Source organism: Burkholderia semiarida, from assembly GCF_029268935.1.
Lineage (GTDB): Bacteria > Pseudomonadota > Gammaproteobacteria > Burkholderiales > Burkholderiaceae > Burkholderia > Burkholderia semiarida.
Genome location: NZ_JAHLCL010000005.1, coordinates 1,185,345 through 1,199,816, shown reverse-complemented (window position 1 = coordinate 1,199,816; position 14,472 = coordinate 1,185,345). Strand labels below are relative to the sequence as shown.

11 protein-coding genes are annotated in these 14,472 nt (G+C 67.7%); 7 read left to right on the top strand and 4 right to left on the bottom strand.

Annotation, left to right across the window (positions count from 1 at the left end):
- Nucleotides 1–28 precede the first annotated feature (28 nt).
- From KPB06_RS12280 to KPB06_RS12255, 6 genes are all read left to right on the top strand, one after another.
- Nucleotides 29–937: a DMT family transporter gene (locus KPB06_RS12280; protein WP_059646429.1), complete on the top strand. Its 909-nt coding sequence runs from the start codon at nucleotides 29–31 to the stop codon at nucleotides 935–937.
- 152 nt (nucleotides 938–1,089) lie between these two features.
- Nucleotides 1,090–2,271 (top strand): aminotransferase-like domain-containing protein, encoded by a 1,182-nt coding sequence (locus KPB06_RS12275; RefSeq protein WP_060010261.1) that lies wholly within the window; start codon nucleotides 1,090–1,092, stop codon nucleotides 2,269–2,271.
- Between the two features lie 44 nt (nucleotides 2,272–2,315).
- Nucleotides 2,316–2,774, top strand: a complete 459-nt coding sequence (locus tag KPB06_RS12270; RefSeq protein ID WP_006478174.1) for a RidA family protein — start codon at nucleotides 2,316–2,318, stop codon at nucleotides 2,772–2,774.
- A gap of 13 nt (nucleotides 2,775–2,787) precedes the next feature.
- On the top strand, nucleotides 2,788–3,672 hold the full coding sequence (locus tag KPB06_RS12265) for a PhzF family phenazine biosynthesis protein (RefSeq protein ID WP_059583750.1): 885 nt from the start codon (nucleotides 2,788–2,790) through the stop codon (nucleotides 3,670–3,672).
- A 216-nt stretch (nucleotides 3,673–3,888) separates the two neighbouring features.
- Nucleotides 3,889–6,228 (top strand): bifunctional diguanylate cyclase/phosphodiesterase, encoded by a 2,340-nt coding sequence (locus KPB06_RS12260; protein ID WP_059583751.1) that lies wholly within the window; start codon nucleotides 3,889–3,891, stop codon nucleotides 6,226–6,228.
- Between the two features lie 203 nt (nucleotides 6,229–6,431).
- Nucleotides 6,432–7,637, top strand: a complete 1,206-nt coding sequence (locus tag KPB06_RS12255; protein ID WP_059583752.1) for a chromate transporter — start codon at nucleotides 6,432–6,434, stop codon at nucleotides 7,635–7,637.
- Between the two features lie 45 nt (nucleotides 7,638–7,682).
- On the opposite strand, the gene KPB06_RS12250 is transcribed toward KPB06_RS12255, so the two are convergent.
- On the bottom strand, nucleotides 7,683–8,129 hold the full coding sequence (locus KPB06_RS12250; protein WP_275905610.1) for a multidrug/biocide efflux PACE transporter: 447 nt from the start codon (nucleotides 8,127–8,129) through the stop codon (nucleotides 7,683–7,685).
- A 113-nt stretch (nucleotides 8,130–8,242) separates the two neighbouring features.
- Between KPB06_RS12250 and KPB06_RS12245 the strand changes: the two genes are divergently transcribed.
- A complete protein-coding gene (locus KPB06_RS12245; protein ID WP_059583754.1) occupies nucleotides 8,243–9,127 on the top strand; it encodes a LysR family transcriptional regulator in 885 nt (294 codons plus the stop codon).
- 51 nt (nucleotides 9,128–9,178) lie between these two features.
- Here KPB06_RS12245 and KPB06_RS12240 read toward each other — a convergent pair whose 3' ends face one another.
- The 3 genes from KPB06_RS12240 to parE form a co-directional block, all read right to left on the bottom strand.
- The gene (locus tag KPB06_RS12240) at nucleotides 9,179–9,637 is read right to left on the bottom strand and encodes a CopD family protein (RefSeq protein WP_059583755.1); all 459 of its coding nucleotides are present in this window, start codon (nucleotides 9,635–9,637) and stop codon (nucleotides 9,179–9,181) included.
- Between the two features lie 263 nt (nucleotides 9,638–9,900).
- Nucleotides 9,901–12,222: a DNA topoisomerase IV subunit A gene (gene parC / locus KPB06_RS12235; RefSeq protein WP_099316683.1), complete on the bottom strand. Its 2,322-nt coding sequence runs from the start codon at nucleotides 12,220–12,222 to the stop codon at nucleotides 9,901–9,903.
- Nucleotides 12,223–12,449: 227 nt separating this feature from the next.
- Nucleotides 12,450–14,432, bottom strand: coding sequence for a DNA topoisomerase IV subunit B (parE, locus tag KPB06_RS12230; RefSeq protein ID WP_104011972.1), 1,983 nt, complete (start codon nucleotides 14,430–14,432; stop codon nucleotides 12,450–12,452).
- Nucleotides 14,433–14,472: the final 40 nt, after the last annotated feature.

Genomic DNA, 14,472 nt, shown 5'->3' with positions numbered 1-14,472 from the left:
ACACCCAGCAAGACGGAGACACCCACGAATGAATTCGCGCGAAACCCGCGGCATGCTGCTCGGCCTCATCGGCGTGATGATCTTCAGCCTGACGCTGCCGATGACGCGGATCGTCGTATCCGAACTCAATCCGCTGCTCAACGGCCTCGGCCGCGCGCTCGCCGCCGCCGTGCCGGCCGGCCTGCTGCTGTGGTGGCGCCGCGAGCCGCTGCCGACCCGCGCGCAACTGAAGAGCCTCGCGATCACGTCGGCCGGCGTGATCATCGCGTATCCGGTGTTCTCCGCCTGGGCGATGAAATCGGTGCCGGCCTCGCACGGCGCGGTGGTCAACGGGTTGCAACCGTTGTTCGTCGCGCTGTACGCGGCGTGGCTGTCGCACGAACGGCCGTCGAAGGCGTTCTGGGCCAGCGCGGTGGCCGGCAGCGCGCTCGTGATCGCGTTCGCGCTGCGCGACGGCGGCGGCACCGTGCAGGCCGGCGACGCGCTGATGCTCGTCGCAGTCGGCATCGGCGCGCTCGGCTATGCGGAAGGCGCGCGCCTCGCGCGCCAGATCGGCGGCTGGCAGGTGATCTGCTGGGCGCTCGTCGTGTCGGCGCCATTCCTCGTGCTGCCGGTCGGCTGGCTCGCGTGGACGCAGCACGCCGCGCATCCGGGCCCGCTCGCCCTGCGCACCTGGCTCGCGTTCGGGTACGTGACCCTCTTTTCGCAATTCATCGGCTTTTTCGCGTGGTACGCGGGGCTCGCGATGGGCGGCACCGCGCGCGTCGGCCAGGTGCAACTGCTGCAGATTTTCTTCACGATCGCCTTTTCCGCGCTGCTGTTCGGCGAAACGGTCACGCCGTCCACGTGGCTGTTCGCGGCGGCCGTGATCGCGACCGTGGTGCTCGGGCGCCGCTCGGCGGTGGCCACGGCACCGCGCCCCGCTCGCGCCGGCTGATGAGGTGCGCCATAATGGACGCTTTGCCTGATCGGTATTGCCTACCCAGCCGCGAAGGCTTCATCGTGCTCGCGCTCGCCCACCCGGCGGCGTCGAAGCGATCCGCCCGAACGACCTTTCTTGACTGACCACGATATCCGAACGAGGAGACTATGAATCCGAGCGACCTGCATCCGCCGCACTGGCAGCTTTCCGAACGCGCCCGCAAGCTGACGAGCTCTGCGATCCGCGAGATCCTGAAGGTCACGGAACGCCCCGAGGTCATCTCGTTCGCCGGCGGCCTGCCCGCTCCCGCGACGTTCCCGGCGGAACGCATGCGCGCCGCCGCCGACCGCGTGCTGCGCGACGCGCCGGCCGCGGCACTCCAGTACAGCGCGACCGAAGGCTACCTGCCGCTGCGCGAGTGGATCGCCGAGCGCTACAGCGTGCGCGTGTCGCAGGTGCTGATCACGACCGGTTCGCAGCAGGCGCTCGACCTGCTCGGCAAGGCGCTGATCGACCCGAACAGCCCGATCCTCGTCGAAACCCCGACCTACCTCGGCGCGCTGCAGTCGTTCTCGCTGTATGAGCCGCGCTACGTGCAGGTGCCCACCGACGAGCAGGGCCTGCTGCCGGCAGGTCTTACCCCCGAACTCACGCAAGGCGCGCGCCTGCTGTACGCGCAGCCGAACTTCCAGAACCCGACCGGCCGCCGCCTGCCCGTCGAGCGCCGCCGCGCGCTCGCCGCGTTCGCGCAGTCGAGCCCGTTCCCGGTGCTGGAGGACGATCCGTACGGCGCGCTGAACTACCAGGGCGAGCCGCTGCCGACGATGCTGTCGATGGCGCCCGACCACGTCGTGCACCTCGGCACGTTCTCGAAGGTGCTCGCGCCGGGCCTGCGGATCGGCTACATCATCGCGCCCGAGGAACTCCACTTCAAGCTCGTGCAGGCCAAGCAGGCCACCGACCTGCACACGCCGACGCTCACGCAGCGCATCGCGCACGAAGTGATCAAGGACGGCTTCCTCGACGAGCACATCCCGACGATCCGCGAGCTGTACAGCGCGCAGTGCGACGCGATGCTCGGCGCGCTCGCGCGCCACATGCCGGAAGGCGTCACGTGGAACCGCCCGGAAGGCGGGATGTTCATCTGGGTGAACCTGCCCGCGCAGATCGACAGCATGAAGCTGCTCGCCGCGGCCGTCGACAACCACGTCGCCTTCGTGCCGGGCGCGCCGTTCTTCGCGGAGAACGCGCAGCAGAACACGCTGCGCCTGTCGTTCGTGACGGTGCCGCCCGAGAAGATCGAGGAAGGCGTCGCGCGTCTCGGCAAGCTGCTGCGCGAGCGCCTCTGATCCCCCTTTTTCCCTGTCACGACTCTCTACGAGGAATCGAACGCATGGCTAACGTCTACGACAAACTGAAGTCGCTCGGCATCGAGCTCCCGACCGCCGGCGCGCCGGCCGCCGCCTACGTGATGAGCGCGCAAAGCGGCAACACGGTGTACCTGTCGGGCCACATCGCGAAGAAGGACGGCAAGGTCTGGGCCGGCAAGCTCGGCGCGGATCTGCAAACGGAAGACGGCAAGGCGGCCGCCCGCTCGATCGCGATCGACCTGCTCGCGACGCTGCACGCGCACACCGGCGACCTGAACAAGGTCACGCGCATCGTCAAGCTGATGAGCCTCGTCAACTCGACGCTCGACTTCACCGAACAGCACGTCGTGACGAACGGCGCATCGGAGCTGATCGCCGAAGTGTTCGGCGACGCGGGCAAGCATGCGCGCTCGGCGTTCGGCGTCGCGCAGATCCCGCTCGGCGCGTGCGTCGAGATCGAACTGATCGCCGAAGTCGCGTAACGCGCGCGTCGCGATGGCCGGCCGTCCGGTTCGCTTCAAGCAGGTCGACGTGTTCACGTCGGCGCCGTTCAAGGGCAATCCGCTCGCCGTGGTGTTCGACGCCGATTCGCTCGGCGACGACACCATGCTCGAGATCGCCCGCTGGACGAACCTGTCGGAAACGACGTTCCTCTGCACGCCGACCGATCCGGAAGCCGACTATCGCGTGCGGATCTTCACGACGGGCGGCGAACTGCCGTTCGCCGGCCACCCGACGCTCGGCACCGCGCACGCGTTCCTCGAAAGCGGCGCGCGGCCGCGCACGCCGGGCCGGCTGATCCAGCAGTGCGGGGTCGGCCGGGTCGCGCTGCGCGAGCAGGCCGGCGGCTGGGCGTTCGCCGCGCCGCCGGCGCGCGTCACGCCGCTCGACCGTTCGGACTACGCGGCACTGGCCGCCGCGCTGCGCAGCGACGCGCTCGACCTCGATGCCGAGCCGTGCGCGGTCGACAACGGCGCGCCGTGGCTGGTCGTGCGGCTGAAGTCGGCCGACGCGTGCATCGGCCTGTCGCCCGACCCGGCCGCACTGGCGGCACTGACCCGCCGCTACGGCGTGGATGGCCTCGCCGCCTATGCACCGCACGCCGAAGGCGGCCCCGCGACGTTCGAGATCCGCTGCCTGATGACGGGCGGCACGTTCGGCACGCCCGGCGAGGATCCCGTCACCGGGAGCGCGAACGCCGCGCTGGCCGGGCTGCTGACGCGGCAGGAACGCCGCCCCGGCCCGTCGTATACGGCCCGCCAGGGCACGGCGATCGGCCGCGACGGCCGCGTCTTCGTCCGCTACGACGAAGACGGCACGACCTGGATCGGCGGCCAAGTCGTCACGGTCGTCGACGGCACGTTCCGTTCACCCCACTGACATTTCGCGATGTGCGATGGTACGGGCGCGTCCGGCGCCCCGCGCTTTGCCCAACTATCGCAAAAACGTTCCAACCAGTAATATCGGGCCTAATCCGTTGTTTCGGAGGTCTGTCCATGGTTGCGCGTCCCGCGAACGAACAGACGTCGGGACAATCCGAACCATAGCCGGCCATCCAGACGGATGGCGCACGCGAGCAGGACGCCACCCTCTTCGATGAGCTCCGCCCGGTCCAATCACACGCCGCCGAACCGGCCGCTGCGCGCGCCGCGCAAGTCGCGCCGGCGTGCGCTGTTTGCCATCCCGCTGCTCGGGATGCTGGCGCTTGCGCTGCTGTGGGCCGTGATCATCGCGCGCCTGTCCGTTGAAAAGGACAGTGCGTACAAGGAAGCGGCGGCTTCCGCGGCGATCCTGTCGTCCGCGCTCGAGCAGCATACGGTCAAGGCGATCCACCAGGTCGACCAGATCACCCGCTTCGTCAAGTTCGAATTCGAGAAATCGCCGGCGCGCTTCAATCTCGCGAGCGCCGTCGAGAAAGGCGTCGTGCCGAGCGATACGCTGATCCAGGTGTCGCTCGTCAACGCGAAAGGCATCCTGTTCGCGAACACCGCCGAACTCCATCCGCAGCCGATCAACCTGTCCGACCGCGAGCACTTCAAGGTCCACCTCGCGCACAACGACGATCGCCTCTTCATCAGCAAGCCCGTGCTCGGCCGCGTGTCGAGCCACTGGACGCTGCAGATGACGCGGCGCCTGAACAATCCGGACGGCAGCTTCGCCGGCATCGTCGTCGTATCGGAAGACCCGAGCTACTTCACGAACGATTTCTACAACAACGCGGCCATCGGCAAGGAAGGCGTGATCGCGGTCGTGTCCGACACGGGCGCCGTGCTCGCGCGGCGCACGGGCTCGGTGAACAACGCGCCGGGCGCGTTCTCCGCGTCGGGCGTCTACCCGATCGCGGAGCGCGTGACCGGCACGATCATCGATCCGATCGACGGCGTGACGCGCATCGTGTCGTACCGCCACCTCGACGGCTACCCGCTCGCGGTGATGGTCGGGCTGTCGCAGACCGAAGAGTTCGCGGACTACACCCACACGCGCAACGTCTACCTGCTGATGACGAGCTTCATCACGCTCGCGATGCTCGCGTTCTTCGGCGTCGCGACCGGCCTGATCGGCAAGCTGCTCGGCCGCGAGCGCGAAATGACCCAGCTTGCCGAATACGACCTGCTCACCGGCCTCGCGAACCGCTATGCGACGCTGCGCGGGCTGCGCAACGACGTGTCGATGCCCGCGAGCCTGTCGCGGCTCGGGCTGCTGTTCATCGATCTCGACAACTTCAAGACCGTCAACGACACGCTCGGCCACAACGCCGGCGACATCGTGCTGCAGATGACCGCGTCGCGCCTGGCCGATGCGGTCGGCGACGAAGGCTCGCTCGCGCGCATCGGCGGCGACGAGTTCGTCGTCGTGATGAAGGGCGACGACGTCGAGCGGCGCGCGGTGCGGCTCGCGGAAGCGATCATCCGGATGTTCAGCGAGCCGTTCGACGTACGCGGCAGCTCGTTCGTGCTGCATGCGAGCATCGGCATCGCGCTGCACACCGTCGCGAACGAAAGCGAGATCGACCTGCTGAAAAAGGCCGACCTCGCGATGTACAGCGCGAAGGACGCCGGCAAGAACTGCTACCAGTTCTATGCGCCGCACCTGTCGCATCGCGCCGACCACCTGATGCGCTGGGAACAGCAATTGCGCGTCGCGCTCGCCGAGGGACAGCTGTTCCTCGCGTACCAGCCGAAGATCGACCTCACGCACCGCACGATCACCGGCTTCGAGGCGCTCGCGCGCTGGGACCATCCCGAGCACGGCGTGATCTCCGCGAACGAATTCATTTCGATCGCCGAATCGACCGGCCTCATCGTGCCGATCGGCGACTTCGTGATCCGCACCGCGTGCGAGCAGATCGCGCGCTGGCGCGACGAAGGCCACGACACGCTGACGCTCGCGGTCAACATCTCGCCCGTGCAGTTCTGGCGCGGCGACCTGATCGAGACGATCTCGCAGGCGCTGCACGACACCGGCATCGACGCGAACCGGCTCGAGATCGAGATCACCGAAACCGCGATGATGGAATATCCGGAACTCGTGTCCGAGAAGATCGTCGCGCTGAAGAAGCTCGGCATCCGGATCGCGCTCGACGATTTCGGCACCGGCTATTCGTCGCTGTCGTACCTGCACCGCTTCTCCGTCGACACGCTGAAGGTCGACCGCTCGTTCGTGCAGGCGATTCCGAACGATCGCAGCGTGTGCGTGATGGTGTCGTCAATCGTGCATCTCGCGCGCTCGCTCGGGCTGACCGTCGTCGTCGAGGGCACGGAGACCGAGGAGCAGATCACGTGGCTGTCCGCGCTCGGCGAAATCGAGGCGCAGGGCTTCCTGTTCTCGCGCCCGGTGCCGGCCGACGCGATTCCCGCGCTGATCGCACGCTTCGGCGTGCGCGGCGAGCGCCTGAACGTCGTCGCGCAACGCGCGACCGGCAGCACGGGCGGCTGAACACCACACCGCTGCCGCCGCGACGCGGGTTGCGCGCCGCCGCAATTGTTACGTTTTCCGATCCGATCGTTTAGTTCATTAACTAGCGTTTTCGCGCATGGTAGTGTCACGATGCGCGGCGGACAATCGGGAGGGCCGACGTGTCGGCGGGCCGCCGGCGCGGCCCTACGCGAGAGATCCGGCCCTGCGCCAACCACACAATCATGACAACCGTCGAAGTCGAAGCGACCGCGCGTGTCGAAGAGGCACCCGCATCCCTATGGGCCTTGTTCAAGGTCGTCGCCGGCATTTCGGCCGTCTCGTGGGGCGGACTTTCGATGATGGCGCAACTCGAACGCCACTACGTGGAGCGGCTGCAGCGCATCGAGCCGCACGTCTTCGGCGATCTCGTCGCGCTCGCATGGCTCGTACCGGGCCCCGTCGGCTGCAACGTCGCCGTGCAGGTCGGCCAGACGCTGCACGGTCGCGCCGGCGCATGGGTCGCCGGCATCGCGAGCGTGCTGCCGTTCTCGATCCTGATGACGCTGTTCGCGATCTTCTATCAGACGCCGCTCGTGCGCTCGCTCGCCGCGCCGATGCTGATCAATCACTTCGGGATGGTGCTCGCCGCGCTGATCGGCGTCACGTGGGTCAAGCAGGTGCGTGCGCTCGCGCGCACGCGGCTCGAACAGACGATCGCCGCGCTATCGACGATTCTGCTCGCTTTCGCGCATAGTCCGGCCGCTTTCGTCGGGATTCTGTTCGCCGCGTTTGCGGCAGGCTGGCTGACGGGCCCGTCGCAACGCGACGCGGTCGATTTCACGTTGTCGAAACGCGACCGCGGCCTGCTCGTGCTGCTCGGCGTGCTCGTCGTGCTGTTCGCGGTGCCGCTGCCGGGCGATTACCAGGCAGACCTGCTGTGGCCGCGCCTCGCGGGCGCCGGCATGACGCTGTTCGGCGGCGGCTTCTCCGCGCTGCCGGTGCTCAAGACGCTGTTCGTGTCGCCGGCGACGGGCATCTCCGATCACGACTTCACGCTCGCCTTCGCGCTGTCGCCGGTCGCGCCGGGGCCGCTGCTGAACGTCGTGCCGTTTCTCGGCTACCTGACCGACGGCTGGATCGGTGCGCTGCTCGCCACGGCCGCGCTGTTCATTCCGTCGGGATGCCTCGTCGTATTTGCGCAGAACCACCTGCTCCGGCTCAAGCGCCATTCGCGCTTCGAGCACGGGATGCGCCTGCTGCGCGCGGCGACGACGGGCTTTCTCGTCGTCGCCGTCGTGAAGATCCTGCATCGCGAGCCGGCCGACCCCGTTTACTGGCTGACGGGCGCTTTCGCGACGCTGTGCTTCACGCGCTTCAAGGTGCCCGTCTATGCCGTGTACGGCGCGGTCGCCGTCGCATGCAGCGTGTGGCTGTGGGCCGCGCACTGACGGGCGGCGGCCGTCGCCCTGCCCGGCGCGGCCCGCGTTGCCACCTCAACCGGCCTGCACGGCGACCCGGCGTGCCATCCAGCGGGCGCGCAGCGCGTCGTACGCGAGGTTGAAGCAGAACGTGTAGGGCAGGAAGAACAGCACGATGCCGAGGTCGAGCAGCAGCGCCTCGACGAGGCTCACGTTCAGCCACCACGCGGCAACCGGCACCACCATCGCGACGAGGCCGAGCTCGAACGTCACCGCGTGCGCGATCCGCATGCCGAGCGTGCGCGACAACCCGGCGCGCCGCTCGAAGCGGTCGAACAGCGCGTTGAAGGTCATGTTCCACGCCATCGCGATCAGCGACACCATCACCGTCAGCACGCCGACGTGCGACACCGGCATGTCGAACAGCCACGCGCCGATCGGCGCGCACAGCGCGATCGCCACCAGTTCGAACGTCAGCGCGTGCAGCAGGCGCTCCGTCACCGTTTTGTTGATCTGTTTCATGAATGTGCTCCCATGCATTGGCTAATCCATGCCGGCCATTCTGATCGGCGATACCGTGTCAATCCAGTTTGATATCATCGGTTTTACCGATATAACGCTGCCCGGAGCACCGCATGCACCACGCCCCCGAAGCCCTGCTCGCCTTCGTCGAAGCGGCGCTGCTCGGCTCGTTTACGGCCGCCGCCCGCAAGCTCGGCAAGCGCCAGTCGACCGTGTCGGAAGCGATCGCGAATCTCGAAATCGATCTCGGCGTGCAGTTGTTCGATCGCTCGACGCGCGCGCCGACGCTCACCGAGGCCGGCCGCGCGCTACTGCCGCAGGTGCAGCGCGCGCTCGAGGCCAGCGCGGCGATCGATCGCACGGCCGCCCGCCTCGCGCGCGGCGAGGAAGCGCGGCTCACGCTCGTCGTGTCCGATACGTACCAGTCGAAGCGCTACGAGGAAACGTTGATGGCGCTCGAACGGCGCTTTCCGGCGCTCGAACTCGAATGCCAGATCGCCGAGCACGACGACGTGCTCGACCTGATCCAGCAAGGCCGCGCGCAACTCGGGCTGATGGCCGCCCGCGCGGCCTACCCGGCCGATATCGGCGCGGCGACGGTGGCGGAGGAATCGGAGATCGGGCTGTTCGTCGGCCGCACGCATGCGCTCGCCGAATACGGCGACGCCGAAGTGCCGCATGCGGCGCTGCGCGACGTGCGCGAACTGCGCCTCAATACCTACGTGACGACCGAAGGCCGCGGCACCGACGACCGGATCGTCGTCGGCACGCAGCACTGGCTGGCGCCGAGCTACCTGATGCTGCTGGAGATGGCGGTACTGGGGTTCGGCTGGGCGGAGCTGCCGCGCTGGATGGTCGAACACTTCGCGCGCGACCGCCTGTGCGAGCTGCGTGCACGCGGGTGGCCGCGCCGCGTGCGGGTGGATGCGGTCTGGTCGCGCAACCGGCCGCTCGGCCCGGCCGGTTCATGGCTGCTCGATGCGATGCTGGCCGCGTAGCGGTGCGTGCCGTCGGCCCGCGACGAAGGGCAGCGGCCTGACGCCGGCCGGTCAGAAACCGCGCGACAGCACGGCCGCGCCGATCGTGACGACGCCGAGCACGAGGTTCACGACGACGAGCAGGCGCATCGCGTTCACCGCGCGCGCGCCGTCCGGCCAGTTTTGCGCCTGCACCGCACGGCGGATGCGCGGAAACAGCGCGAAGCGGATGTGCCCGAAGATCAGCATCATCACGACGCCGAGCCCCGCCATCGCATGCAGCGACCACGTCGCATGCGCGCCGCCGAAGCTCATCAGCAGGAAGCCGCCGGACAGCAGGATCACGATCACGGCCCCTGAAACCCAGTTGAAGAAGCGGCCGAACACGCCTTCGATCAGCGGCAACCGCAGCTGCGGCGACAGGTCGGACAGCGCCGGGCGCAGGCAGAAGTGCGCGAAGACCATCCCGCCCACCCACACGGCGACGGCCAGCAGGTGAAGAAACAGCGCGACGGCAACGGCGTGGGACATGGGGACGATCCTGTGATGAGTGGGGGTGCAGCGAACGGCCGCGTCGCACGCGGCATCAAGCGACGTTCGACCCGCCAGCCGCGCGGCGGTTCAGGCCCTCGGCGCGATTTCACACTATTTTGCAAATTCCGCGTGACAGCGCCACGCTTGCTTACCCGAATCCCTCGCCCAAAAGAAAAAGCCGCACACCCGCCGAAGCGGACGTGCGGCCTGCGACCGCGGCCGAACCGGATGTTCCGGACGAACCGGACGACCGCGCGACGTCAGCCGAGCAGCGGACGCAGCTCGGTGACGACCTTGAGCTTCGTGTCCGGCGCGCGGCCCTTGCGAGCGCGCTTGCCGATGTGCGGCGCGAGCCCCGCGTACGACAGCGTCTCGTCCTGCACCTTGCCGCCGCGGCCCGTGCCGATCAGCACGACGCCGGCCGGATCGATCGCCAGCGCCTGCACGAGCGTTTCCTTGTCGTCGAGCGCCATCAGGATCACACCGCGCCCGCCGCCGGACAGCGTCTTCATCTCGTCCATCCCGAACACGAGCAAGCGCCCGCCGCTCGACAGGCACGCGACCTGCGTCGCGTTCGGCAGCACCGGCATCGGCGCGAGCGGCACCGCGCCCGTATCGATCGTCATGAACGACTTGCCGGCCTTCACGCGGCTCACCATGTCGCCGACCTTCGCGAGGAAGCCGAAGCCGTTGCTCGACGCGAGCAGCAGTTGCTGGTCGGCCGGCGCCGCGTAGTAGTGCATCAGGTGCGAGCCCGATTCGAGCTCGATCAGCGACGTGACCGGCACGCCGTCGCCGCGCCCGCCCGGCAGCACCGACACGTCGACCGAATACACGCGGCCGCTGCTGCCCCACGCGATCAGGCGATCCGGCGTGCGGCACTGGAATGCCGCGTACAGGTGGTCGCCCGCCTTGAACGTGAAGCCGGCCGGGTCGAGCCCGTGGCCCTTCAGCGCACGCACCCAACCCTTCTGCGATACGACCACCGTCACCGGCTCGTCGACCACCTTCGCCTCGAACGTCGCGCGCTTTTCCTGCTGGATCAGCGTGCGGCGATCGTCGCCGTACTGCTTCGCATCGGCCTCGATCTCCTTGATCATCAGCCGCTTCATCGCGCTTTCGTTCGCGAGCAGTTCCTCGAGCTTCGCCTTCTCGTCGCGCAGTGCTTCGAGTTCCTTCTCGATCTTGATCTTCTCGAGCCGCGCGAGCTGGCGCAGCCGGATTTCGAGGATATCCTCGGCCTGCCGCTCGCTGAGGCCGAACGCGCTCATCAGCGCGGCCTTCGGCTCGTCCGACTCGCGGATGATGCGGATCACCTCGTCGATGTTCAGGAAGACGATCATCCGTCCTTCGAGGATGTGGATGCGGTCGTCGACCTTCGCGAGACGGTGGCGCGTGCGCCGCGTCATCGTCAGCTGGCGGAACTTCACCCATTCGTCGAGGATCGTCAGCAGGCCCTTCTGGCCCGGCCGGCCGTCGGCGCCGATCATCACGAGGTTCAGCGTCGCGTTCGATTCGAGGCTCGTGTACGCGAGCAGCGTGTTCACGAATTCCGTCTGGTCGATCGTGCGCGACTTCGGCTCGAACACGAGCCGCACGGCTGCTTCCTTGCCCGACTCGTCGCGCACCGCGTCGAGCAGGTCGAGCATCGCCTTCTTCGTGTTCAGCTGCTCGGGCGTCAGCGTCTTCTTGCCGAGCTTGAGCTTCGGATTGGTCAGCTCCTCGATTTCCTCGAGCACCTTCTGGCCCGACGTGTTCGGCGGCAGCTCGGTCACGACGAGCTGCCACTGGCCGCGCGCGAGATCCTCGATCTTCCACTTCGCACGCACCTTCAGGCTGCCGCGGCCCGTTTCGTACGCCGCCGAGATTTCGGTGTCGCTCGAGATGATCTGGCCGCCGCCGGGGAAATCCGGGCCGGGAATCAGGTTCATCAGCTCCGCGTGCGTAAGCTTCGGATTGCGGATCAGCGCGACCGCCGCGGCCGCGACTTCGCGCAGGTTGTGCGACGGGATTTCGGTGGCGAGGCCGACCGCGATGCCCGATGCGCCGTTCAGCAGCACGAACGGCATGCGGCTCGGCAGCGTCTTCGGCTCCTCGAACGAACCGTCGTAGTTCGGCATGAAGTCGACCGTACCCTGGTCGATTTCGTCGAGCAGCAGCTTCGAGATCGGCGTGAGCCGCGCTTCGGTGTAACGCATCGCCGCCGCGCCGTCGCCGTCGCGCGAGCCGAAGTTGCCCTGCCCGTCGATCAGCGGATAGCGCAGCGAGAAATCCTGCGCGAGCCGCACGAGCGCGTCGTACGCCGACTGGTCGCCGTGCGGGTGGTATTTACCGAGCACGTCGCCGACCACGCGCGCCGACTTCACCGGCTTCGCGTCGGGCCCCAGGCCCATTTCGTTCATCGCGAACAGGATCCGGCGCTGCACCGGCTTCTGACCGTCGCACACGTCGGGCAGCGCGCGGCTTTTCACGACGCTGACCGCGTAGCTGAGATATGCCTGCTCCGCGTAGTTGCCGAGCGTCAGCGCGTCGCTCTCGGGCGCGTCGGGGCTGGCGAAGAGATCGGAAGTGTTGTCGTCCATCTGAATTCCGTATTCGTAAGTGGCGTGAGGCCGGGCCGGGCGTCATCCCCGGCCGCGCGGAAGCGGCGGTGCAGTGTTCGATGTCAAGCGGTGCTGATGCGCCAGCGGATGCGCGTTCGTGGCAAGAAGCAAACCGCAGCGGATGCCAGACGCATCGCGAGGATTTGCGACGCCGCCACGGGCGCGAAGCCGCCGCGCATCAGTGCCGATTGGCGTCGAACACTGCACTAAATGTCCGCTTCGACTTCGTTGCCCTTTTCCTCGAGCCAGCCGCGCCGCGCGGCTGCCTCGCCCTTGCCCATCAGCATCGTCATCCGCGCGACGGTCGCCTCGTAGTCGAGCTCGCCGAGCTTCACCGGCATCAGGCGGCGCGTGTCGGGATTCATCGTCGTGTCCCACAGCTGCTCGGCGCTCATTTCGCCGAGGCCCTTGAAGCGGCTGATGCTCCACTGCGTGTCGCGCACGCCGTCCTTGCGCAGCTTGTCGAGGATCGCTTCGAGCTCGCCGTCGTCGAGCGCATAGAGCTTCTGCGCGGGCTTCTTGCCGCGCGCGGGCGCATCGACGCGAAACAGCGGCGGGCGCGCGACGTACACGTGGCCGCGCTCGATCAGTTGCGGGAAATGCTTGAAGAACAGCGTGAGCAGCAGCACCTGGATGTGCGAGCCGTCGACGTCCGCGTCCGACAGGATGCAGATCTTGCCGTAGCGCAGGTTCGACAGGTCGACGGTGTCGTCCGGGCTGTGCGGATCGACGCCGATCGCGACCGAGATGTCGTGCACCTCGTTGTTCGCGAACAGGCGGTCGCGCTCGGTTTCCCACGTGTTCAGCACCTTGCCGCGCAGCGGCAGGATCGCCTGGTATTCCTTGTCGCGGCCCATTTTCGCGGAGCCGCCCGCCGAGTCGCCCTCGACGAGAAACAGTTCGTTGCGCGCGATATCTTCCGTCTCGCAATCGGTCAGCTTGCCGGGCAGCACCGCGACGCCCGAACTCTTGCGCTTCTCGACCTTCTGGCCCGCGCGCGTGCGCGCCTGCGCCTGCTTGATCACGAGTTCGGCGAGCTTCTTGCCGTGCTCGACGTGCTGGTTCAGCCACAGTTCGAGCGCCGGACGCGAGAACGACGACACGAGCTTCACCGCGTCGCGGCTGTTCAGCCGCTCCTTGATCTGCCCCTGGAACTGCGGATCGAGCACCTTCGCCGACAGCACGAACGACACGCGCGCGAACACATCTTCCGCGAGCAGCTTCACGCCCTTCGGCTGCAGGTTGTGCAGTTCGACGAAGCTCTTCACCGCCTGGTAGAGGCCGTCGCGCAGGCCCGACTCGTGCGTGCCGCCGGCGGGCGTCGGGATCAGGTTCACGTACGACTCGCGCACGAGCGAGCCTTCCTCGCTCCATGCGACGACCCACGACGCGCCCTCGCCCTCGGCGAAGGTTTCGTCGGTCGAACGCGAGTCGGCGAAGCGCTCGCCTTCGAACAGCGGGATCAACAGCTCGCTGCCGTTCATTTCGTCGAGCAGGTAGCCGCGCAGGCCGTCTTCATACTTCCAGGTCTGGCGCTCGCCCGTCTTTTCGTTGACGAGCACGACCTCGACGCCCGGCAGCAGCACGGCCTTCGAGCGCAGCAGGCGCTGCAGCTCGCCGAGCGGCAGGTTCGGCGAATCGAAGTACTTCGGATTCGGCCATACCTGCACGCGCGTGCCGGATTTCTTCTCGCCGCGGCTCGCCGCCTGCGTGGCGAGCGGCTTCACGACGTCGCCGTCGGCGAAGCCGAGCTCGGCGATCTTGCCGTCGCGCCAGACCGTCACGTCCAGACGCGTCGCAAGGGCGTTCGTCACCGACACGCCGACGCCGTGCAAGCCGCCCGAGAACGTATAGGCGCCGCCCGCGGCCTTGTCGAACTTGCCGCCCGCGTGCAGGCGCGTGAACACGATCTCGACGACCGGCACGCCTTCTTCGGGATGCATGCCGAACGGGATACCGCGGCCGTCGTCCTCGACCGAGACCGACTGGTCCGCATGCAGCGTGACCGTGATCTGCTTGCCGTAGCCGCCGAGCGCCTCGTCGGACGCGTTGTCGATGACTTCCTGGATGATGTGCAGCGGATTCTCGGTACGGGTGTACATGCCGGGCCGCTGCTTGACCGGCTCGAGACCCTTGAGCACCTTGATCGATGCTTCGCTATAGGCCGCGCTGGGTTTCTTCGTTGACATAGGCGCTGAATTTCGTCATTCATCGGGACGTTGTCCACAC

Bases quoted from the DNA above. Each gene is read 5' to 3' on its own strand.
- KPB06_RS12280 (WP_059646429.1), top strand. From the start codon at position 29: ATGAATTCGCGCGAAACCCGCGGCATGCTGCTCGGCCTCATCGGCGTG.
- KPB06_RS12275 (WP_060010261.1), top strand. From the start codon at position 1,090: ATGAATCCGAGCGACCTGCATCCGCCGCACTGGCAGCTTTCCGAACGC.
- KPB06_RS12270 (WP_006478174.1), top strand. From the start codon at position 2,316: ATGGCTAACGTCTACGACAAACTGAAGTCGCTCGGCATCGAGCTCCCG.
- KPB06_RS12265 (WP_059583750.1), top strand. From the start codon at position 2,788: ATGGCCGGCCGTCCGGTTCGCTTCAAGCAGGTCGACGTGTTCACGTCG.
- KPB06_RS12260 (WP_059583751.1), top strand. From the start codon at position 3,889: ATGAGCTCCGCCCGGTCCAATCACACGCCGCCGAACCGGCCGCTGCGC.
- KPB06_RS12255 (WP_059583752.1), top strand. From the start codon at position 6,432: ATGACAACCGTCGAAGTCGAAGCGACCGCGCGTGTCGAAGAGGCACCC.
- KPB06_RS12250 (WP_275905610.1), bottom strand. From the start codon at position 8,129: ATGAAACAGATCAACAAAACGGTGACGGAGCGCCTGCTGCACGCGCTG.
- KPB06_RS12245 (WP_059583754.1), top strand. From the start codon at position 8,243: ATGCACCACGCCCCCGAAGCCCTGCTCGCCTTCGTCGAAGCGGCGCTG.
- KPB06_RS12240 (WP_059583755.1), bottom strand. From the start codon at position 9,637: ATGTCCCACGCCGTTGCCGTCGCGCTGTTTCTTCACCTGCTGGCCGTC.
- parC (WP_099316683.1), bottom strand. From the start codon at position 12,222: ATGGACGACAACACTTCCGATCTCTTCGCCAGCCCCGACGCGCCCGAG.
- parE (WP_104011972.1), bottom strand. From the start codon at position 14,432: ATGTCAACGAAGAAACCCAGCGCGGCCTATAGCGAAGCATCGATCAAG.